This window comes from Amycolatopsis sp. NPDC028719 (assembly GCF_055565395.1).
In genome coordinates this window covers 1-23,504 of record NZ_JBVHUL010000019.1, presented here as the reverse complement: position 1 = coordinate 23,504, position 23,504 = coordinate 1, and the positions used below count along the sequence as shown (strand labels likewise).

Below are 23,504 nucleotides of genomic sequence, written 5' to 3'. Positions count from 1 at the left end.
CGCTCAGCGGTACTCGTAGAAGCCGTGGCCGGTCTTGCGGCCGTGCTGCCCGTCGCGGACCTTCCGCAGCATCAGCTCGCAGGGGTCGCATTCGGGGTCGCCGGTGCGGTCGTGCAGCACCCGCAGGGAGTCGACGAGGTTGTCGATGCCGATCAAGTCGGCCGTGCGCAGCGGTCCGGTGGTGTGGCCGAGGCAGCCCTCCAGCAGCCCGTCCACCGTCTCGACGGAGGCGACGCCCTCCTCCACGAGCATCGCGGCCCGGTTGATCAGCGGGTGCAGCAGCCGGTTGATGACGAAACCGGGCGCGTCGGCGACGACCAGGGCCTCGCGGCCGAGCGCGGCGAGCAGCCCGGTGACGGCGGCCATCGTGGCGGCGCCGGTGGCCGCGCCCCGGATCACCTCGACCATCTTGATCAGGTAGGCCGGGTTCATGAAGTGCACGCCGACGAGCTCGTCGCCGCGGGTGACCCAGCCCGCCATCTCGTCGACCGGGATGCACGAGGTGTTGGAGATCAGCAGCGTGCCCGGCGCGGTCACCTCGGAAACCTCGGTCAGCACCTTGCGTTTGACCTCGGTGACCTCCACGACGGCCTCGATCACGGTGGTCGCGCCGGCGACGTCGGTCAGCGACGTGGTGGTGGTCAGGGCGCCGACCGCCCGTCCCTCGGGCAGGACGTCCAGCAGCTGGGCGTGCTTGAGCTTCCGGCGGATCGTCTTGCGGGCCGTCGCCAGGGCCGGCTCGTCGACGTCGACGAGCGTGACGTCCACGCCGTGCCCGAGGGCGAGCGCCGTGATGTTGGTGCCCATGACGCCGCCGCCGACGACGGCGAGGCGGTGCTGCGCTTGGGGATCAGTCATCGGTTCCGTCCTCGGTGCTGGTGAACTGCGCGTCGAGCCAGGTTTCGACGGCCCGCGCGGTGGTCTGCGCGTGGGCGCCGATCATGCTGAAGTGGTCACCCGGCACGACTTCCGTGGTGATGTCACCGGAGAAGCCCCACGGGGCGTCGATCGCGCCGTCCTCGCCGGGGGTGGTGCCGAGCTCGCCACCGTGCCGGAGCATGAGCGTCGGGAGGTCGGCGTTGTACGGGAGATGGCTGCGCCAGTCGTAGTCGTAGTAGTGGGCCAGCGCGGTCAGCCAGTCGTCGCCGCCGATGCCGCCGGCGTCGATGCCCTCACGGTTGTTGAGCAGCACGGCGGCCGGGAGGACGCCGATGATCTCGTCGGGCACGCCGGCCATCTGCGGGGCGAAGCTGTCGAGCAGCACCATCGCCGCGGGGCTCCGGCCGCGGTCGGCGAGGCGGGTGGCGAGGGCCTGCGCGATGAGGCCGCCGGACGAGTACCCGACGAGGACGAAAGAGCCGGCGTCCCCGGCCAGTTCGGGCGCGGCGAGCACGGTCTCGGTGCAGAGGTCGAGCAGCGCGTCGGGGCCGTCGGCCATCGGCTCCCCCGGCGTGTACCCGGGGATGACCGCCGCCAGCACGTGCCGGGGCCGGCGGAAACCCTGGACCAGGCGGGCGAATTCCTGCGCGTGGGCGCTGGCCCCGAACGACGGCAGGCAGACCAGGGCCGGCCCGGCGACGTCGGCGGACCGGCGGGTGAGCGCGACCAGGGGTGGGATGGCCGCCAGCTCGCTCGCGCTGCCGAAGCACGGGCGGAAGTGCGCGAGGCCGGTGATCATCCGCATGGCGTCGACGCCCCGGCCCTGGCCGTTGGCCCGGAGGTAGAGGCCGACCAATGCCTCGGACGCCCCGGCCGTCCCGGGCTCCCCATCCGGAGCCGCGATCAGGGCGAACCGCGGCTCCGGACGTCCGGGCCGGTCCTGGTCCGCCGGGTCGCCGGTGAGCCGGTCGCGCAGGTGCGCGGCCGCCTCGGCCGGGGTGGGGTGGTCGAAGACGAGCGGTCCGGTCAGCCGCAGGCCGGTGGCCTGGGACAGCCGGTTGCGCAGTTCCACGGCGCTCAGGGAGTTGAAGCCCTGCTCGAGGAACGTGGCGTCCGGCTCGACAGCGGCCGCGTCCGGGTGCCCGAGCACCGCGGCGGCGTGTTCGCGGACGACGTCGAGCAGGATCGTCTCCTGCTCCAGCGGGGAACCGGCGGCGCCGAGCCGGGCCGACAGCCGCGCGGCCGCGGACGACGGCGGCGCGGCCGTCTCTTCGTCGTCGTCCTCGGTCAGGACGCGGACGGCGTCGGGGAGCTCGGACAGCAGCGGGCTCGGTCGGTGCAGCGTGTACAGCGGCGCGAACCGGGCCCAGTCGATGTCCGCGACGACCAGGCGTGTCTCGTCGTCGTCCAAAGCCTGCGCGAGCCCCTCGAGACCGTGCTCGGGCGCCATCAGCGGCAGCCCGGACCCGGTTAGCAGATCCTCCGCCTGGCCGACGGCCATACCACCGCCGCCCCACAGGCCCCACGCCACCGACGTCGCGGCCAACCCGGCGGCGCGGCGTTGTTCGGCCAGCGCGTCCACGAACGCGTTGGCCGCGGCGTAGCCGCCGAGCAGGCTGCTGCCCCAGACCGCGGCACCGGAGGAGAACGTCACGAAGGCGTCCAGCTCCAGGCCGCGCTCCACGGACAGCTCGTGCAGGTTCAGCGCGCCGCCGACCTTCACGGCCGACGCCTCCTCGATGCCCTCCGCCGTCAGGTCGGCGACCCGAGAGCCGTGTCCGGCGCCCGCGGAGTGCACCACGCTCGACAGCGCCGGGCCCGTGGCGGCGACGCGGTCGAGCAGGGCCCCGACGGCCGGCCGCTCGCCGACGTCGCAGGCGAAGACGTCGACCGCGCTGCCCCGCCGGGCCAGCTCGGCGGCGAGCGACGCGACCCCCTCGGCGGCCGGCCCGGACCGGCTGGACAGCACCAGGCGCGGCGCGTCCCGGTCGGCGAGCAACCGCGCCGTGCACTGTCCGATCCACCCCGTGCCGCCGGTGATCAGCGCGGTACCCGCGGGCCGGAACGGCGTGGCCGCCGGCGTTTCCGGGCGCGGGGCGCGAACCAGCCGCCGCGCGTAGGCGCCGGAACCACGCAGCGCCACCTGGTCTTCGCCACCGGGTCCGGCGGCGAGCAGCGCGGCCAGCCGGGTGCCGGTCGCGGCGTCGAATTCGCCGGGCAGGTCGATCAGGCCGCCCCAGTGCTTGGCGAGCTCCAGACCCGCCGTCTGCCCGAGCGCCCAGACCTGTGCCTGCGCCGGGCTCGGCGCCTCTCCCGGCTCCGCCGCCACCGCGCCCCGGGTCAGCGCCCACACCGGGAGCGCGGCCCCGGTGCCGGCCGCCGCTTGGACCACGGCCGCGGTGGCCGCCAGCCCGTGCGGCACCCGCCCGGGACCGGGCAGCGGCCGCTCGTCGAGCGCGAGCAACGACACCACACCCGCCACCGCGCCGGTCTCCTCGAAGACCCCCGCGAAGGTCGCGCGTTCCGCGTCCACCGGCTCGACCACCCGGGCGTCGGCGCCGTGGTCGCGCAGGACGCTCGCGACGTCGCCGGCGAGCTCCGCCCCGGCCGGGCCGGAAAGCACCAGCCACGTACCGGAAAGCTCCGCTTCCGGCCGGTCGTCGAGCGGCTGCCAGGCGACGCGATAGCGCCAGGCGGCCACGACGTCCCGGGCCGCCGGCTCCGGCAGTTCCGGCCAGTAGCGGCGGTGCTGGAAGGCGTACGTGGGCAACTCGACGCCGGGCGTCGCGGCCCGCACGGCGGGCGGGGCCGGGAGCGCGGCCGTCCAGTCTACGGGCAGCCCGTTCACGAACGCCGTGCCGAAGGAGCGCAGCAGCCGGCCGGCGTCGTCGTCGTCCCGCCGCAGCGTGTCGACGAGTACGGGGTCGGGCAGGTCGGCCCGGTCGGCCAGCACCTCTTCGACGGCGGTCAGCAGCGCCGGGTGCGCCGAAACCTCGAGGAACGTGCGATGTCCCGATCGGGCCAGGCTCTCCACCGCTTCGGCGAAGCGGACGGTGTGCCGCACGTTGGCGTACCAGTAGTCCGGCCCCAGCTCGGCGCCGGCCACGACGTGTCCGCGCACCGTCGAGAAGAACGGCACCGCACCGGATCGTGGCTCAATGCCCGCCAGCAGCCCGGGCAGGGTGGCCTCGAGCGGTTCGCACAGCCGCGAGTGCGCGACGAAGTCCGCGACCGGCACGCGCCAGCGCCGGATCTTCCGCTTCCGCAGCACGCGCTCGAACTCCCGCAGCGCATCCGGTTCCCCAGAGACCACGGTCGCGGCCGGCGAGTTCACCGCGGCGACGGCGAGCCGGTCACCGAACGGCGTCAGCAGTTCCCGCACGGCGTCGACGCCCAGCACCACCGAGATCATCCCGCCCTCGACGCCCAAGCCCGCCAGCGCTTCCGCCCGCGTCGCGACTACCCGCGCGCCGTCCTCGACCGACAACACCCCGGCGACGGTCGCCGCCGCAATCTCACCCTGCGAGTGCCCCAGTACGACGTCCGGGCGCACCCCGGCCGCCCGCCAGACCTCGGCCAGTGCCACCATCACCGCCCACAGCACCGGCTGCAGCACCGCGACGCCCTCGAGGTCCGGCGCGCCTTCGTCACCGGCCACCACGGCGTAGGGATCCCAGGCGACGAACGGCCGCAACGCCGCCACGCACTCCGCGAACCGCGCGGCGAACACCGGCGACTCGACCAGCAGCCGACGGCCCATCCCCGCCCACTGACTCCCCTGCCCTGGGAAGACGAACACCGTCTTGCCCGGTCCTCCCGCGGGCACGGCGCCCACGGCGGCGAGCGAGTCGGGCCGGTCCTCGGCCACGGCCGCGAGCCGGTCGGCCAGCTCCGCCCGATCCGCTCCCACCACCACGGCCCGCTGCGGGAACACACCGCGGCGCGTGACCAGTGCATCGGCGACGGCGGCGGTTTCCGGCCCGCCGAATGCCAACGGACGCAGCCGGGCGGCCTGCGCGCCCAGGGCGCCGGCCCCGCGCGCGGACAGCACCCAAGCGGTGTGGGCGAGTTCCTCGCGCAGCACCGGGATGCCGTCGGGGGGCGGGACGTCGAGCTCCGCTTCCGCGGGTGGCGGCTCTTCGAGGACGACGTGCGCGTTGGTGCCGCTGATGCCGAAGCCCGAGACGCCGGCGCGACGTGGCGCGCCCACCGGGGTGGTCCACGGCCTCGGCTCGGTCAGCACCCGCACCCCGCCCGACTCCCAGTCGATCTCGCGGGACGGCTCGGTGACGTGCAGGGTGCGGGGCAGCACGCCGTGCCGCATGCCGAGCACCATCTTCATGATCCCGGCGACGCCCGCGGCGCCTTGGGCGTGGCCGATGTTGGACTTGATCGAGCCGAGCCACACCGGGCGGCCGGCGGGCCGGTCCTTCCCGTAGGTGGCCAGCAGCGCGCCCGCTTCGATCGGGTCGCCGAGCACCGTGCCGGTGCCATGCGCCTCGACCGCGTCGACCTGGTCCGGCGTCAGCCCGGCGACCGCCAGGGCGGCGCGGATCACCCGTTGCTGGGACGGCCCGTTCGGCGCGGTGAAGCCGTTGGACGCGCCGTCCTGGTTGACCGCCGTGCCACGTACGACCGCCAGCACCGGGTGTCCCAGGCGGCGCGCGTCGGAAAGGCGCTCCACGGCGAGCATGCCCGCGCCTTCGCCCATCCCCATCCCGTCGGCGGTCGTGGAGAACGCCTTGCAGCGCCCGTTTTTGGACAGGCCCAATGCCGAGCCGAACCCGAACGCGCCCGAGGACACCATCACCGTCACGCCGCCGGCCAGCGCGAGCGTGCACTCGCCAGTCCGCAGCGCTTGGCAGGCCAGGTGCAGCGCGACCAGCGAAGCGGAGCACGCGGTGTCGACGGTGATGGACGGGCCTTCCAGGCCGAGGACGTAAGAAACCCGGCCGGACAGCACGGCGCCACCGTCGCTGACCGGCGTGCTGTCCTGCACACCGGCTTCGCTCTCCGCCACCGCCGAGGTGTAGAGCTGCATCCAGCCGCCGACGAACACGCCGGTGCGCGACCCCTTGAGGCTCGCCGGGTCGATGCCCGCGCGTTCCAGCGCCTCCCACGACGTCTCGAGCAGCAACCGCTGCTGCGGGTCCATGGCCAGCGCCTCCCGGGGACCGATCCCGAAGAACGACGGGTCGAAGTCGGCGGCCTCGGCGACGAAGCCGCCCTCCTGGCCGTACGCCGTGCGCATGTCCCAGCCGCGGTAGCGGGGGTACGGGCCGATGGCATCCGTGCCGTCGGAAAGCAGCTGCCACAACGATTCCGGGGTGCCGACACCACCCGGCAGGCGGCAGCCCATGCCGACGATGACGATCGGATCGTCGTCCGCCGGCCGGGTGACGAGCGGCTCGGCGACGGCGGCCGCGGCGGTGCCGAGGAGCTCGCCGGACACCAGCGCCGCGAGCGCGGTGACGGAGGGGTGGTCGAAGACCACGGTGGACGGCAGCCGCAGCCCGGTGAGGTCGCGGAGCCGGTTGCGCAGGGCCACCGCCATCACCGAGTCGAAGCCCATGTCGCGGAACGCCCGGTCGGGTTCGACCTCGTCGGCGTCGCGGTACCCGAGCGCGGCGGCGGCCTCGGCACGGACGGCGGCCAGGAGCTCGGCCTCCCGGTCGGCGGGTGGCAACGCCGCGAGCCGGCGACGCAGCGGGGCGTCCTCGGCGCCGGACTCCACCTCGGCGTCGTCCTCGTCCTTCAGGACACGGATCGCATCGGGCAGCACGGCCAGCAACGGGCTGGGTCGGTGCAGCGTGTACACCGGCACGAACCGGTCCCAGTCGACGTCCGCGACGACGAGCAGGGTTTCGCGGTCGTCCAGGACCTGCGCGAGTCCTTCGATCCCGCGGTCGGGCGCCATCGTCCGCAGCCCGTACCCGCTGAGCTGCTCGCCGGCCTCCCCCGCGCCCATGCCGCCGCCGCCCCACAGCCCCCAGGCCACCGACGTGGCGGCCAGCCCGGCCGCGTGCCGCCGCTCGGCCAGGGCGTCCAGCGCCGCGTTCGCGGCCGCATAACCCGCGAGGAGACCGCTGCCCCAAGATGCGGCTCCGGACGAAAACAGCACGAAGGCGTCCAGCTCGAGACCGCGTTCGATGGTCAGTTCGTGCAGGTGCAGGGCACCGCCGACCTTGACGCCCGACGCTTCCTGCTGGCCGTCGGGGGTCAGGGCGACGACCGGCGCCCCGTGCCCGACGCCCGCGGAGTGCACCACGGCCGACAACGCGGGACCCGTGGCGGCGATGCGGTCCAGGAGGCCGCCGACGGCCCGGCGCTCGGCGACGTCGCACGAAACGACGTCGACCGCGCTGCCGCACGCCGCGAGGTCGGCGGCCAGTCCCGCGACGCCCGCCGCGGCGGGTCCGGAACGTCCGGCCAGCACGACTCGGGGAGTCCCGCGCCCGGCGAGCAGGCGTGCCGACCGGCCGCCGATCAGGCCGGTGCCGCCGGTGATCAGCGCCGTGCCGGCGGTCCGCCACGGCTCCGCCCCGGCATCCGGACGCGGCGCGCGGACCAGCCGGCGCGCGAACGCGCCCGGGCCGCGCAGCGCCACCTGGTCTTCGCCGCCCGAACCGGCGGCGAGCAGGCCGGCCAGCCGGGCCCCGGTCGCCGCGTCGAACGCGTCCGGGAGGTCGACCAGTCCGCCCCACTGCTTCGCCTGCTCCAGGCCCGCGGTCTGGCCGAAGGCCCAGGCCTGCGCCTGCGCGAGGCTCGGCATCTCGCCGGGGAGCGCCGCGACCGCGCCGCGGGTCAGCACCCACAGCGGCACGACCAGGTCCGCGTCGACGATTCCCTGTAGCAGCGCGGTGGTCGCCGCCAAGCCGGCCGGCACGCGCGGACAACCCGGCAGCGGCGTCTCGTCCAGCGCGAGGAGGGAGACGATCCCGGCGACGTCGCCGCTGCCCCGCAAGACGTCGCCGAAGGTTCCGCGCTCGGCGGCCTCGGCCGCGAACACCCGGACCTCGACGCCGTTCGCCCGCAGCGAGCCGGCCACCTCGCCGGCGGTGGCCGTCCCTTCCCGGCCGGCGACCACCAGCCAGGTCCCGGACGGCGAAGCGCCCGGAAGCTCGCCGAGCGGCTGCCAGGAGAGGCGGTAGCGCCAGCTGTCGACCGGGTTCCCGGCCGCGCGGGGCGCCGTTTCCGGGAACTCGGGCCAGTAACGGCGGTGCTGGAACGCGTACGTCGGCAGCTCGACCGACCGGCTCCCGCCTCCGATCAGCGTCGTCCAGTCCACGGCGACGCCTTGGACGTACGCCTGAGCCAGCGAAAGCAGGAGCCGTCCCGCCCCGCCGTCGTCGCGGTGCAGGGTGCCGGCCACGACCGGGGACCGCGCGTCGAGGCCGGCGGCGATGGCCGGAGTCAGCACGGGGTGCGGGGAAACCTCGACGAACGCGCCGTGACCGGCGTCGGCCAGAGTGTGCACGGCCCGATCGAACTCGACCGTCTCACGCAGACTCGCGTACCAGTAGGCCGGGTCCAGCTCCGGGCCCGACACCCACTCCCCCGTCAACGCCGAGACCATCGGCACCCGCGCTTCGCTCGGCGAAATTCCTTGCAACACCGAGATAATCTCGTCGCGCAACTCGTCTACGTGGACGCTGTGCGACGCGTAGTCCACCGGAATCACCCGTGCCCGCGCCGACTCGTCGCACGAATCCACCAGCTCCCGCAGCGCATCGACGTCACCCGACACCACCGTCGCCGACGGACCGTTCACCGCCGCCACCGACAACCGCCCGTCGAACGGCGCGATCCGCACCCGGACGTCGGCCACCGGCTCGGCCAGCGACACCATCCCACCCCGGCCCGCCAACACCGTCAGCGCCTTGCTGCGCAACCCGACCACCTTGGCCGCGTCCTCGAGCGAGAGGATTCCCGCCACCACCGCGGCCGCGATCTCGCCCTGAGAGTGCCCGACCACCGCGTCCGGCACCACACCCGCCGCCTCCCACACCGCCGCCAGCGACACCATCACCGCCCACAACGCCGGCTGCACCACATCCGCGGCCTCGAAACCGCGCCGGCCCGCCAGTACATCGTCCAGGTCCCAGTCCACAAAGGACTCAAGAGCGGCCGCACACTCCGCCAACCGCGCCGCGAAAACCGGCGAAGCCTCGGCCAGCTCCCGACCCATCCCCACCCACTGACTGCCCTGCCCCGGGAACACGAACACCGTCCGGCCGGGTCCGGTCGAGGGGACTTCGCCCGTCACCAGGCCCGGCCGGGGCCGGGCGGTGGCCGCGGCGGCCAATCCCGCCGCCAGCTCCGCGCGCGTCTCGCCCAGCACGACCGCGCGCCGCTCGAACGCGGTCCGGGTGACCACGAGCGACCGCGCCACGTCGGCGAGAACCACGTCCGGCCGCGCCAGGAGGTGCTCCCGCAGGCGCTCGGCCTGGCCGGCCAGCGCGGCCGCGGACCGCCCGGAGACGGTCACCGGGAGCACGCCCAGGTCCCCGCGCAGCACCGGAACCCCGGCCTCATCCGGTTCGGCGGCCGGTTCGGCGGGTGCCTCTTCGAGGATGACGTGGGCGTTGGTGCCGCTGATGCCGAACGCCGAGACGCCGGCGCGGCGCGGCTGGTCGCCGGCCGGCCACTCCACCGGTTCCCGGAGCAGGCTCACGTGCCCGGCCGACCAGTCGACGTGCGGGGTCGGCTCCGCCGCGTGCAGCGTGGCCGGGAGGGTTCCGTGCCGCAGCGCCAGCACCATCTTGATGATCCCGGCGACGCCGGCCGCCTGCTGGGTGTGCCCGATGTTCGACTTGACCGACCCGAGCCGCAGCGGCCGGTCCGCCGGGTGGGCCTGCCCGTAGGTCGCCAGCACGGCCTGCGCCTCGATCGGGTCGCCCAGGGTCGTGCCCGTGCCGTGCGCCTCGACGACGTCGACGTCCCCGGTCGTCAGCCCGGCGTTGGCCAGCGCCGCGCGGATCACGCGCTGCTGCGACGGGCCGTTGGGCGCGGACAGGCCGTTCGACGCGCCGTCCTGGTTCACGGCACTCCCCCGGACCACGGCCAGTACCCGGTGCCCGTGGCGCCGCGCGTCCGAAAGCCGTTCGAGGACGACCATGCCGGCACCCTCGGCGAGCCCCATGCCGTCGGCGCCGGCGCCGAACGCCTTGCAGCGCCCGTCCGGCGCGAGCGCGTTCTGCTGGGAGAAGCCGACGAACTCGCCCGGGCTGACGATCACGGTCACGCCGCCGGCCAGTGCCATGGTGCACTCGCCCGTGCGCAGCGACTGCACGGCGAGGTGCAGTGCCACCAGGGACGAAGAGCACGCGGTGTCGACCGACACGGCCGGGCCGACCAGGCCGAGCGCGTACGACACGCGGCCGGACAGCACGCTCATCGCCGTGCCGGTGATGAGGTGCGCTTCCGACCCCGAGAGGTCGCCGCCGGAGGTCGCGTAACCCGACGGCGCGGCGCCCGCGAACACCCCGGTCGCCGTGTCGCGCAGAGTGGCGGGGTCGATCCCGGCGCGTTCGACGGCCTCCCAGGACGTCTCCAGCAGCAGCCGCTGCTGCGGATCCATCGCCAGCGCCTCACGGGGGCTGATGCCGAAGAACCCGCCGTCGAAGTCGGCGGCGCCGGTGATGAAGCCGGCCTGCGCGGCGGTGCTCGTGGCGCCGGCGTCGACCGAAGCGTCGAAGAGGGATCCGAGGTCCCACCCGCGGTCACCGGGGAAGCCGCCGATCGCGTCGCCGCCGGAGGCCAGCAGGTCCCACAGACCCTCGGGGGTGCGGACGCCGCCCGGGTACCGGCAGGCCATCCCGACGATCGCGATCGGCTCCCGTTCCCGCTCCGTCACCTCGCGCAGCCGCGCCCGCGTGCTGCGGAGCTTCGCGGTCGTCTGCTTGAGGTAGTCGAGCAGCTTGTCCTCGTTCTGCATGTCGCGTTACATCCTTCGACCTGGGTTCGGAGTGGGTGGGCGCCGACGGGACCGGCCGTCAGTCGAAGTCGGGGTCGTCGAGCTCGTCGGCCAGGAGAGCGAACATCTCGTCCGCCGTGGCCTGTTCGAGCCGGCCGGCCTCGGCCGCCTCCGGATCGGCGTGGCCGCGGAAGCGCCGGGTCAGCGCCTCCAACCGGGCGACGATCTCGGCGCGGGTCGCGTCGTCCGGCGGCGCGAGCCCAGCGGCTAGGCGGTCGAATTCGTCGAGCACCGCGGTGTGGCCGACGAGTTCGCGGCCGGTCAGCTCGGTGACGAGGAAGCCGGCCATGGCCTCGGGGGTCGGATGGTCGAAGACCAGCGTCGCCGGCAACCGGACGCCGGTGGCGGTGGTCAGCCGGTTGCGGAGCTCGACCGCGGTCAGCGAGTCGAAGCCGAAGTCGCGGAACGCCCGCGTCGCCACGATCTCCTCGGCCGAGTCGTGGCCCAGCACCGCGGCCGCGTGCGACCGCACCAGCTCGACCACCGTGCGGCTCCGCTCCTCCGGAGTCATCCCGGCCAGCCGCGCGGCGTACTCGCTCCTCCGGCCATCGGCTGTCTCAGGCTCGGCTTCTTCCCGCGCTTCGGGAATCGTGTCCAGCAACGGACGCGGCCGCGCGGCCCGGAACACCGGCGCGAACTTCTCCCACTCCACATCAGCCAGCGCGATGAACGTCTCGTCGTCCGCGAGAGTCTCGCCCAGCGCGGTCAACGCCCGGCCCGTGTCGAGGAAGTTCATTCCCTGACGCAGTAACCGGTTCGGGGTCACGCGGCCCGGCGCCTGATCCATCGCGGCGTCGACGGCGTCCCAGTCACGCGTGTTCCACACGCCCCACGCGATCGACGTCCCCGGCAGACCGCGGGCCCGCCGATCCTCGGCCAGTCCATCCAAGAACGCGTTGCCCGCCGCGTAGGCCGCGTGGTCGTTGCTGCCCCACGTCGCCGAGATCGACGAGAACATGACGAACTCGTCCAGCGCCAGATCCGCCGTCGCCTCGTCGAGGTGCCGCGCTCCCGCCGCCTTGGCGCCCAACGCCGCGGCGAGCCCTTCCCGGCCGGTGTCCTCGACCCGGGCCAGGAACGGCGTGTTCGCCGAGTGCAGCACGGTCGACAGCCCGGGGCCGGTGCGCTCGATCCAGCCGACGAGGCCGGTCACCTTCGTCCGCTCGCCCAGATCGCACGAGACGACCTCGACCGCGGTGCCTGCGCCCGCCACCACGGCGGCGAGTTCGGCCGCGCCCGCGGCCGACGGGCCCGACCGCGAGGTCAGCACCACGCGCGGCGCCGCGTGTTCGGCCAGCCAGGGACCGATGCACACGCCGATGGAACCCGTGCCACCGGTGAGCAGGACCGTGCCCCGCGGCGTCCACGGGCCGGGCTCGGCCCGTCGGGCCTCGGCCCGGACCAGCCGGCGCAGGAACGTCCCCCGCGACCGGACGGCGACTTGGTCCTCACCGCTCCGGGCGAGGACTCCGGCCAGCCGCCCGGCGGCTTCGGCGTCGACCACCGCGGGCAGGTCGACCAGGCCGCCCCAACGGTCCGGGTGCTCCAGGCCGACGGTCCGGCCCAGGCCCCACAGCTGTGTCTGCGCCGGGCTGGTGGTCACGTCGCCGGGCACGGCCTGCACCGCACCGCGCGTCAGCACCCACAGCGGCGCCGTGCTCCCGGCCCGGCCCAGCGCCTGGATCAGGGCGAGGGTGGCGGCGCTGCCGCACGGCACCCACGGGAACTCCGCGTCCGGGGTCTCGTCGAAGGCCAGCAACGACACCACGCCACGCACGTCCGGGACGGTCCCGTCCAGATCGGCCGAGCTCGCGCGCACGACCTCGGCTCCGCGGTCCGTCAACGCCTCGGCGATCACCTCGGCCTCCGGCCCGGCCCCGACCAGGAGCCAGGCGCCGGACAGGACGCCGGGTCCGTCGTCGGCCGCCGGCTGCCAGGTGATCCGGTAGCGCCAGTCGCCGACCGACAGCTTCGGGACCGGGGTGTCGGGCCAATAGCGCTTCCGCTGGAACGCGTAGGTCGGCAACTGGACGGCCGTACCGCCGCCGAGCACCGCCGCCCAGTCCACCGGGACGCCCTGGACGTAGGCCTCGGCGAAGGAAGCCAGCAGACGGCCGGCGCTGCCGTCGTCACGCCGCAACGTGCCCACCACCACCGGGGACCGCTCGTCCAGGCTGCCGGCGATCGCCGGGGTGAGCACCGGATGGGGTGAGATTTCGAGGAACACGCCGTGTCCCGCGTCCCCGAGCACCCGCACCGCCCGGTCGAATTCGACCGTCTCGCGCAGGCTCGCGTACCAGTAGGCCGGGTCCAGCTCCGGCCCCGTCAGCGACTGACCGGTCAGCGCCGACACCATCGGGATGCGCGCCTCACCCGGCGAGATGCCGTGCAACGCCGCCAAGATCTCGCCGTGCAACTCGTCCACGTGCGCGCTGTGCGAGGCGTAGTCGACCGGGATCATCCGCGCCCGCACCGAGTCGGGGCACGAGTCCGCCAGCTCCCGCAGCGCGCCGGCGTCACCGGACACCACCGTCGCGGACGGGCCGTTGACCGCCGCGACCGACACCCGCTCCCCGAAGGGGGCGATCCGCGCCCGGACCCCCTCGACCGGCTCGGCCAGCGACAGCATCCCGCCCCGGCCCGCCAGCACGGTCAGCGTCCTGCTGCGCAGGGCGACGACCTTCGCGGCGTCCTCCAGGGACAGGATCCCCGCGACCGCTGCCGCCGCGATCTCGCCCTGAGAGTGCCCGATAACCGCGTCCGGCACCACACCCGCCGCTTCCCACACCGCCGCCAGCGACACCATCACCGCCCACAACGCCGGCTGCACCACATCCGCGGCCTCGAACCCGTGCTTCCCGGCCAGCACGTCGGCCAGCTCCCAGTCCACAAAGGACCTGAGCGCGGCCGCGCACTCCGCCAACCTGTCCCGGAACACCGGCGACACCTCCGCCAGCTCCCGACCCATCCCGACCCACTGGCTGCCCTGCCCCGGGAACACGAACACGGTCCGGCCGACACCGCCCGGCACCACCGCTCCGGTGACCACGCCCGCGGCGGGCTGACCGGTCGCCACCGCCGCGAGCCCGGACGCGAGTTCGACCCGGTCGCCACCGAGCACGACGGCCCGGTGCTCCAACGCGGCGCGCGTCGTGGCGAGGGACCACGCTACGTCCGACGGCGCCGGCTCCGGCCGTGCCAGGACGTGTTCCCGCAGCCGGCCCGCCTGGTCCGCGAGCGCGGCCGCCCCGTGGCCGGAGACCGGCCAGGCCACCGTTTCGGCGGTCAAGACCGGGCGCGTCGGCTCGGCGCGCGGCGCGGGCTCCGGGGCTTCCTCGACGATGAGGTGCACGTTGGTGCCACTGACCCCGAACGCCGACACCCCGGCCCGGCGCGGCCGCTCACCCACCGGCCAATCCACCGAATCCCGCAACAGCCGGACATTCCCCGAACCCCAGTCCACCTGAGAAGTCGGCTCCTCGGCGAACAACGTCTTCGGCAACACTTCGTGCCGCAGCGCGAGAACCATCTTGATCACCCCGGCGACCCCGGCCGCGCACTGCGTGTGCCCGATGTTCGACTTCACCGAACCCAGCCACAACGGCCGGTCGTCACGACGTTCCTGCCCATACGTCGCCAGCAACGCCCCCGCCTCGATCGGATCACCCAAGGTCGTACCGGTGCCGTGCGCCTCGACCACATCCACATCGGACGGCGACAACCTCGCGTTCGCCAGCGCCGCCCGAATCACCCGCCGCTGAGAAGGACCGTTCGGGGCGGCGAGCCCGTTGGACGCGCCATCCTGGTTCGCGGCGCTGCCTCGGACGACCGCCAGCACCTGGTGCCCGTTGCGGCGGGCGTCGGAAAGCCGTTCGAGCAGCACCATCCCGGCGCCTTCGCCCCAGCCGATGCCATCGGCCTCCTCCGAGAACGCCTTGCACCGCCCGCTCGAGGCCATGCCGCCCTGCTGGGAGAACTCCATGAACGCACCCGGCGACACCATCACCGCCACCCCACCGGCCAGCGCCATCGAGCACTCGCCCGAACGCAGCGCGAGCATGGCCTGGTGCATCGCGACCAGCGACGACGAACAAGCCGTGTCAACGGTCACCGCCGGCCCGGTCAGCCCCAGGCAGTAGGAGATCCGGCCCGACACGACGGCCGACACCGCGCCGATCAACCGGTAACCGTCCAAGCTCCGGTCGTCGACCGGCAGGCTGCCGTCGTAACCGGAATGACTCGCCCCGACGAACACCCCCGTCGCCGAACCGTGCAACGACCTCGGATCGATCCCCGCTCGCTCGATCGCCTCCCACGACGTCTCCAGCAACAACCGCTGCTGCGGATCCATCGCCAGCGCTTCTCGTGGGCTGATCCCGAAGAAGCCGGCGTCGAAGTCGGCGACGTCGTAGAGGAACCCGCCGTCGCGCCGGTAGCTCTGCCGCTGTCCGAACTCCGCCTCGACGGCTTCCCAGCCGCGGTCGGCCGGGAAGCCTCCGACGGCGTCGGTCCCCGCGGCGAGCAGGTCCCAGAACTGCTCGGGCCCGGTCGCCCCGCCCGGGTAACGGCAGCCCATGCCCACGATCGCGATCGGTTCGCCGGCGGCCGCGGCGACGACCTGGACCGCGGCGTCGGCCTGGACGCCCGTGCCGGCCAGCTCGCCCCGGAGGTGCTCGGCGAGCGCGGTTGCGTTGGGGTGGTCGAAGACCATCGTGGAGGCCAGCCGGACCCCGACCGCCGCCGACAGCCGGTTCCGCAGCTCGACCGCGGCCGCGGAGTCGAAGCCCAGGTCCTTGAACGCGCGTTGCGGGAGGACGTCCTCGGCCGAGGTGTGCCCGAGCACCGCGGCCGCGTGGCCGCGGACCAGCTCGGTCAGCACCTGCCGCTGCTCCGCGACCGGCATCCCGGCCAGCCGCGACGCCCACTCGCCATCGCCGTTCCCGGCCCCGGGGAGGTCGTCGGCCAGCGCCGACCGGACTTCGGGCAGGTCGGCGAGGAGCGGGCTGGTACGGTGCAGCGTGTAGGTCGGGAGGAACCGGGGCCAGTCGAACCCGGCCACCACCATCGCGCCTTCGTCGGCGTCGAGCACCTGCCCTAGCGCGGCCATGCCGCGGGCGGCGTCGATGCCTTTCATACCGAAGTCGCGCAGCCGGTCGCCGCCCTCGCCCGCGGCCATGCCCACGCCGGCCCACAAACCCCAGGCGATCGAGGACGCGGCCAGCCCCCGGGCACGGCGGTCCTCGACCAGCGCGTCCAAGTGGGCGTTGGCCGCGCCGTAGCCGCTCAGTCCACCGCTACCCCAGACACCCGCGCCCGAGGAGAACAGCACGAACGCGTCCAGGTCCCGGTCGGCTGTCAGTTCGTCGAGCAGCGAGGCGCCCCCGGCCTTGGCGGACAACAGCCGCGCCAGTTCGGCCGGCTCCAGCCGGTCGACCGGCACGCTCCCGCCGACCCCGGCCGAATGCACCACCGAGGACAGCGCCGGTCCCGTGGAATCGATGTGCGCCAGCAGGTTCCCGACCGCGGAACGGTCGGCGACGTCGCAAGCCACCACGTCCACCGCCGTACCGAGGCCGGCGATCGAAGCGGTCAGCTCCGCCACCCCGGCCGCACCGGCTCCCGATCGGCTCGTCAACACCACCCGCGACGCGCCCCGACCGGCGACCCAGCGGGCGGTGATCGCGCCGATGCCACTCGTGCCACCGGTCACCAATACCGAACCCCGCGGAGCCCACGGCTCGCGGATCACGGGACGCCGCGCGCGCACCAGCCGCCGGGCGACCACCCCGGTGGCCCGCACCGCGACCTGGTCCTCGGCACCGGCCAGCACCGACAGCAGTCGCGCACCCGCACGCGCGTCCACGACCGGCGGCAGATCGACGAGCCCGCCCCACCGGCCGGACCGTTCGAGCGCGGCCACGACCCCGAGGCCCCAGAGCTGTGCTTGGACCGGCCGCGCGCGGTCGCCGGGCGCGGTCCGCACCGCGCCGCGCGTCAGCACCCACAACGGAGCCGTGACTTCGAGCTGGTCCAGCGTCCGGATCAGGGCGAGGGTGTCCGCGGCGCCACGGGACACGCCGGGGGCGGCCGGGGCCGGCGTCTCGTCGAGGGCGAGCAGCGACACCACGCCGCCGAGTCCCGCGTGCGCGACGTCGCCGACCCGGCCGGCCGACGTGCGAACGACCACGACGCCGCGCGACTCCAATCCTTCCGCGACCGCGACGGCGTCCGGACCCTCCCCGACCACCAGCCACGTCCCGGAGGGCACCGCACCGGACTCGGGCACCGGCGTCCACGAAACCCGGTACCGCCAGTCGGCGACCGACGAGCCGGACCGCTCGCGACGCCGCCAATCGGTCAGCGCCGCCAGGGTGACCTCCGCCGGATCGACGCCGAGCAGCTCGCCGAGCGCGGTTTCGTCGCCGTCTTCGACCGCGGCCCAGAACCCCGCCTCGGCCCCGGTGGCCTCGGCGTCGGCCGGGCGCCGGAGGTCCAGGCCGGGCCAGTAGTGGCGGTGTTCGAAGGCGTAGGTCGGCAGCTCGACGGCCGCGCCGGCGCCGGTGACCGCGGCCCAGTCGACGTCGACGCCCTGGACGTGGGCCTCCGCGAACGACCTCAGCAGGCGGTGCGCGCCACCGTCGCCGCGCCGCAGCGTGCCCACCACCACCGGGAACTCGAGCGCGTCGCCGATCGCCGGCGTGAGCACCGGGTGCGGGGAGACCTCCACGAACACGCCGTGCCCGGCTTCCCCGAGGGTGCGGACCGCGCGCTCGAACTCCACGGTTTCGCGCAGGCTCGAGTACCAGTACGCCGGGCCCGGCTCCGCACCCGTCAGCCACTGCCCGGTCAGCGCCGACACCATCGGGATCCGCGCCGCACCGGGCGAAATCCCGCGCAGCACAGCCGTGATCTCGTCGCGCAGCTCGTCGACGTGCGCGCTGTGGGACGCGTAGTCCACGGGGATCACGCGGGCGCGAACCTGCTCGGGGCAGGACTCGGCGAGCTCCCGCAAGGCGTCGGCGTCGCCGGAAATCACGGTCGAGGCGGGACCGTTCACCGCCGCGACCGACACCCGCTCGCCGAAGGGCGCGATCCGGGCCCGGACGTCGGCCACCGGCTCGGCCAGCGACACCATCCCACCCCGGCCCGCCAGCGCCGTCAACGCCTTGCTGCGCAACGCAACCACCTTGGCCGCGTCCTCCAGCGACAGGATCCCCGCGACGACAGTCGCGGCGATCTCCCCTTGGGAGTGCCCCACGACCGCGTCCGGCACCACCCCGGCCGCCTCCCACACCGCAGCAAGCGACACCATCACCGCCCACAACGCCGGCTGCACCACATCCGCGGCCTCGAACCCGTGCTTCCCGGCCAACACGTCGGCCAAGTCCCAGTCCACAAAGGACTCAAGAGCAGCCGCACACTCCGCCAACCGCGCCGCGAACACCGGCGAAGACTCGGCCAGCTCACGGCCCATCCCGATCCACTGACTGCCCTGACCCGGGAACACGAACACCGTCCGGCCCACGCCGTTGGGCGGCACCGAGCCGGTCACGGCGCCCGGCGCGGGCTGCCCGGTGGCGACGGCCGCGAGGCCCGAGGCGAGACCGGCCCGGTCCGCCCCCAGCACCACGGCACGCTGCTCGAATACCGACCGCGTCGTCGCCAGGGTCCACGCCACGTCCCGCGGCGACTGGTCCGGGTGCGCCAGCACGTGCTCGCGCAGCCGGCCCGCTTGCCCGGCCAATGCCTCGGAGCCCCGGCCCGAGACCGGCCAGGCCGACGTCCCGCCGGAGACGAGGGGAGCCCGGGGCGCCGGCTCGGCCGCGTCGCCGGTCGCGGGCGCCTCCTCGACGATCAGGTGGACGTTGGTGCCGCTGATCCCGAACGCCGACACCCCGGCCCGCCGCGGCCGGTCCCCCCGCCGCCACTCGACGGGCTCCTGCAGCAGCCGGACGTGGCCCGTGTCCCAGTCGACGTGCGTCGACGGCTGCTCGGCGTGCAGTGTCCGGGGCAGCACACCGTGGTTCAGCGCCAGCACCACTTTGATCACCCCGGCCACGCCGGCGGCCTGCTGAGCGTGCCCGATGTTCGACTTGACCGAGCCCAGCCAGAGCGGCCGGTCCGCGACTCGGTCCTGACCGTAGGTCGCCAGCAGTGCGCCCGCCTCGATCGGGTCCCCGAGTTCGGTGCCGGTGCCGTGCGCTTCCACGACGTCCACCTCGGACGGCGAGACACCCGCGTTCGCCAGCGCGGCCCGGATCACCCGCCGCTGGGCGGGGCCGTTGGGTGCGGACAGGCCGTTGGAGGCACCGTCCTGGTTGACCGCGCTGCCCCGGAGGACGCCCAGGACGCGACGGCCGGCGCGGTGGGCGTCCGACAAGCGCTGCAGCACCAGCATGCCGGCGCCTTCGGCCATGCCCATGCCGTCGGCGCCGTCCCCGAAGGCCTTGCACCGGCCGTCCGAGGCCAGGGCCCGCAGCCGGGAGAAACCCACGAACTCGGCGGGGTCGGCGATCACGGTGACACCGCCCGCGAGTGCCATCCCGCACTCGCCGGACCGCAGAGCCTGCGCGGCCTGGTGGAGCGCGACCAGCGACGAGGAGCACGCGGTGTCGACGGTCACCGCGGGGCCGTTGAGGCCCAGGGTGTAGGACACCCGGCCGGACAGCACACTGAGCGCGTTGCCGGTGATCAGGTGGACCTCCGCGCCCGGCACCGTGGCGCCGGTCGCGATGTAACCGGAGGACGCGGCGCCGACGAACACACCGGTCGCGGAGCCGTGCAGGGACCGCGGGTCGATGCCGGCCCGTTCGATCGCCTCCCAGGACGTCTCCAGCAACAACCGCTGCTGCGGATCCATCGCCAACGCCTCGCGCGGGCTGATCCCGAAGAACCCGGCGTCGAAATCCGCCGCCCCGCTGAGAAAACCTCCCTCGACGACGTAGGTCGAACCCTCGGCATCCGGATCCGGATCGAACAGCTCCTCGACGTTCCACCCCCGATCCGACGGGAAGCCACCGATGGCGTCCCCGCCCGACGCGAGCAGTTCCCACAGCTCCTCGGGCGTCCGGACGCCACCCGGGTACCGGCAGGCCATGCCCACGATCGCGATCGGGTCTTCCGAGTTCGCGTGGGCCACGGTGGCCGGGTTCTCGTCCACGGCCCCGAACACCTCGGCCAGGATCTCGTCCGCGAGCGCGGCGGCACTGGGGTGGTCGAAGATCACCGTGGACGGCAGCCGCACGCCCGCGGCGGTGTTGAGGCGGTTGCGCAGTTCCACCGCGGTCAGCGAGTCGAACCCCAGGTCGCGGAACGCCCGCGTCGCCACGATCTCCTCGACCGAATCATGCCCCAGCACCACCGCCGCGTGCGACCGCACCAGTTCGACGACCGTCCGCCGCCGTTCCGCTTGAGTCATTCCGGTGAGGCGGGACGCGAACTCACCCCGCTCGTCGGCGACCGTCGTGTCCTCGTGCGCCTCGGGAATCGTGTCCAGCAACGGACGCGGCCGCGCGGCCCGGAACACCGGCGCGAACTTCTCCCACTCCACATCAGCCAGCGCGATGAACGTCTCGTCGTCCGCGAGAGTCTCGCCCAGCGCGGTCAACGCCCGGCCCGTGTCGAGGAAGTTCATTCCCTGACGCAGTAACCGGTTCGGGGTCACGCGGCCCGGCGCCTGATCCATCGCGGCGTCGACGGCGTCCCAGTCACGCGTGTTCCACACGCCCCACGCGATCGACGTCCCCGGCAGACCGCGGGCCCGCCGATCCTCGGCCAGTCCATCCAAGAACGCGTTGCCCGCCGCGTAGGCCGCGTGGTCGTTGCTGCCCCACGTCGCCGAGATCGACGAGAACATGACGAACTCGTCGAGGTCCGATTCGGCGGTCGCCTCGTCCAGGTGGACGGCGCCGGCGGCCTTGGCGCCCAACGCCGCGGCCAGGCCGTCACGATCCGTCTCCTCCAGGCGCGCGAGGAACGGCGTGTTCGCCGAATGCAGCACGGTCGACAGGCCCGGGCCAGTGCGCTCGATCCACGGAACCAGGTTCCCGACCTGAGCCCGCACCGAAAGGTCGCACGACAGCACGTCGACCGCCGATCCCGCGTTCACCACCGCGGCGACCAGCCCGGCCACCCCGGGCGCCGACGGGCCGGACCGCGACGTCAGCACCACGCGCGGCGCCGCGTGTTCGGCCAGCCACGGGCCGAGGCACACCCCGATCGCGCCCGAGCCGCCGGTGAGCAGGACCGTCCCCCGTGGCCGCCACGGCGGCACTTCCACCCGGCGTTGCGCGGCCCGCACGAGGCGGCGCAGGAACGTCCCCGCCGGGCGGAGGGCGACCTGGTCTTCCCCGCCGCCCGCGAGCACGGCGGCCAGGCGGGCGCCGGCCTCGGCGTCCAGCACGGGCGGCAGATCGATCAGGCCGCCCCAGCGGTCCGGGTGCTCCAGGCCGACCGTCCGGCCCAGCCCCCACACCTGGGTCTGCACCGGGCTGCTGGTCACGTCGCCGGGCGCGGCCTGGACCGCGCCCCGCGTCAACACCCACAAGGGGGCCGGCACACCGAGCCGGCCCAGCACCTGGACCAGCTCGACCGTGCCCGCCAGGCCGCCCGGGACCAGGGGGTGGCCGGCCAGCGGCTCCTCGTCGAGCGCGAGCAGGGCCACGACACCGGTGACGCCGGCCGTCGCGGCGGCGTCGAGGTGCTCCGGTCCGGCCGCGGTCACGACGTCGGCGCCGTGTGCGCTCAGCGCGGCCGCGACCACCGCGGTGTCCGGGCCTTCGCCCACCACCAACCAGGTCCCGCTCAAGGCGGCCGGGCCGTCGTCGCCTTCCCGCTGCCAGGTGATCCGGTAACGCCAGTCGTCCACCGGCGCCGCGGCCCTCGGTGCGGACGGCTCCGGCCAGTAACGCTTCCGCTGGAAGGGGTACGTCGGCAGCTCGACGACCGCTCCGCCGCCGAGCACCGCCGCCCAGTCCAGCGGGGCGCCCCGGACGTAGGCCTCGGCGAAGGAGCCGAGAAGGCGTCGAGCTCCGCCATCGTCTCGCCGCAGCGTCCCGGCCACGACCGGGGACCGCTCGTCCGAGCTCTCGGCGATCGCCGGGGTGAGCACCGGGTGCGGCGAGACCTCGAGGAACACGCCGTGGCCGGCGCCGGAGAGAGCACGCACGGCGCGGTCGAACTCCACGGGCTCGCGGAGCGAGGCGTACCAGTACGCCGGGTCCAGCTCCGGGCCCGTCAGCCACTCCCCGGTCAGCGCGGAGATCATCGGAACTTGCGCATCGCCGGGTGTGATCCCGCTCAGGACGGCCGAGATCTCGTCGCGCAGCTCGTCCACGTGCGCGCTGTGCGACGCGTAGTCCACCGGGATCATCCGGGCGCGCGGCGAGTCCCCGCACGACTCCGCCAGTTCCCGCAGTGCGTCGGCGTCACCGGACACCACCGTCGCGGACGGGCCGTTGACCGCCGCGACCGACACCCGCTCCCCGAAGGGGGCGATCCGCGCCCGGACGTCGTCGACCGGCTCGGCCAGCGACAGCATCCCGCCCCGGCCGGCCAGCGCCGTCAACGCCTTGCTGCGCAACGCAACCACCTTGGCCGCGTCCTCGAGGGACAGAATTCCCGCGACCGCCGCAGCCGCGATCTCGCCCTGAGAGTGTCCGACCACCGCGTCTGGCACCACACCCGCCGCTTGCCACACCGCCGCCAGCGACACCATCACCGCCCACAACGCGGGCTGGACCACGTCGGCGGCCTCGAAACCATGACGACCCGCCAACACGTCGGCCAAGTCCCAGTCCACAAAGGACCCTAGAGCAGTCGCACACTCCGCCAACCTGTCCCGGAACACCGGCGACACTTCAGCCAGCTCCCGGCCCATCCCGACCCACTGACTGCCCTGACCCGGGAAGACGAACACGGTCCGGCCGACACCGCCCGGCGCCACGGCTCCGGTCACGACGTCGGGGTTCGGCTGCCCCGCGGCGACCGACGCGAGCCCGGTCACCGGATCGTCGCCGAGGACCACGGCCCGGTGGTCCAGGGCGGCCCGCGTCGTGGCGAGGGACCACGCAACGTCGGCCGCCGGCAGGTCCGGCCGCGCCAGGACGTGCTCGCGCACCCGCTCCGCCTGGCCGGCGAGGGCCGCGGTGCCGCGGCCGGAAACCACCCACACGGGCGCCCGGAGCGAAATCACCGGTTCGGGCACCTCCCCGGGATCGGCTTCGGCGGCTGGTGCCTCTTCGACGATCACGTGGACGTTCGTGCCACTGACCCCGAACGCCGACACCCCGGCCCGGCGCGGCCGCTCACCCGCCGGCCACTCCACCGAATCCCGCAACAGCCGGACGTTCCCCGAACCCCAGTCCACCTGAGAAGTCGGCTCCTCCGCGAACAACGTCTTCGGCAACGTACTGTGCTGCAAAGAAAGCACGACCTTGATCACCCCGGCGACACCCGCCGCGCACTGCGTGTGCCCGATGTTCGACTTCACCGAACCCAGCCACAACGGCCGACCCTCGAACCGCTCCTGGCCGTACGTCGCCAACAACGCCCCAGCCTCGATCGGATCACCCAAGGTCGTACCGGTACCGTGCGCCTCGACAACGTCCACATCGGACAGAGACAAGCGCGCATTCGCCAGCGCCGCCCG

Annotated in this window: 3 protein-coding genes; all 3 read right to left on the bottom strand. The window is 74.3% G+C overall.

Annotated features, from left to right (window positions below; all coding sequences use genetic code 11):
- Positions 1-3 precede the first annotated feature (3 nt).
- On the bottom strand, positions 4-858 hold the full coding sequence (locus ACZ4TR_RS48320; protein ID WP_465295868.1) for a 3-hydroxyacyl-CoA dehydrogenase family protein: 855 nt from the start codon (positions 856-858) through the stop codon (positions 4-6).
- Complete coding sequence (locus ACZ4TR_RS48315) at positions 851-10,816, bottom strand: SDR family NAD(P)-dependent oxidoreductase (protein ID WP_465295866.1); 9,966 nt, start codon at positions 10,814-10,816, stop codon at positions 851-853. The genes ACZ4TR_RS48320 and ACZ4TR_RS48315 overlap by 8 nt, the downstream gene beginning before the upstream one ends.
- Before the next feature lie 58 nt (positions 10,817-10,874).
- Positions 10,875-23,504: type I polyketide synthase (locus tag ACZ4TR_RS48310; RefSeq protein ID WP_465295864.1), on the bottom strand; the 12,630-nt coding region annotated here is incomplete at its 5' end.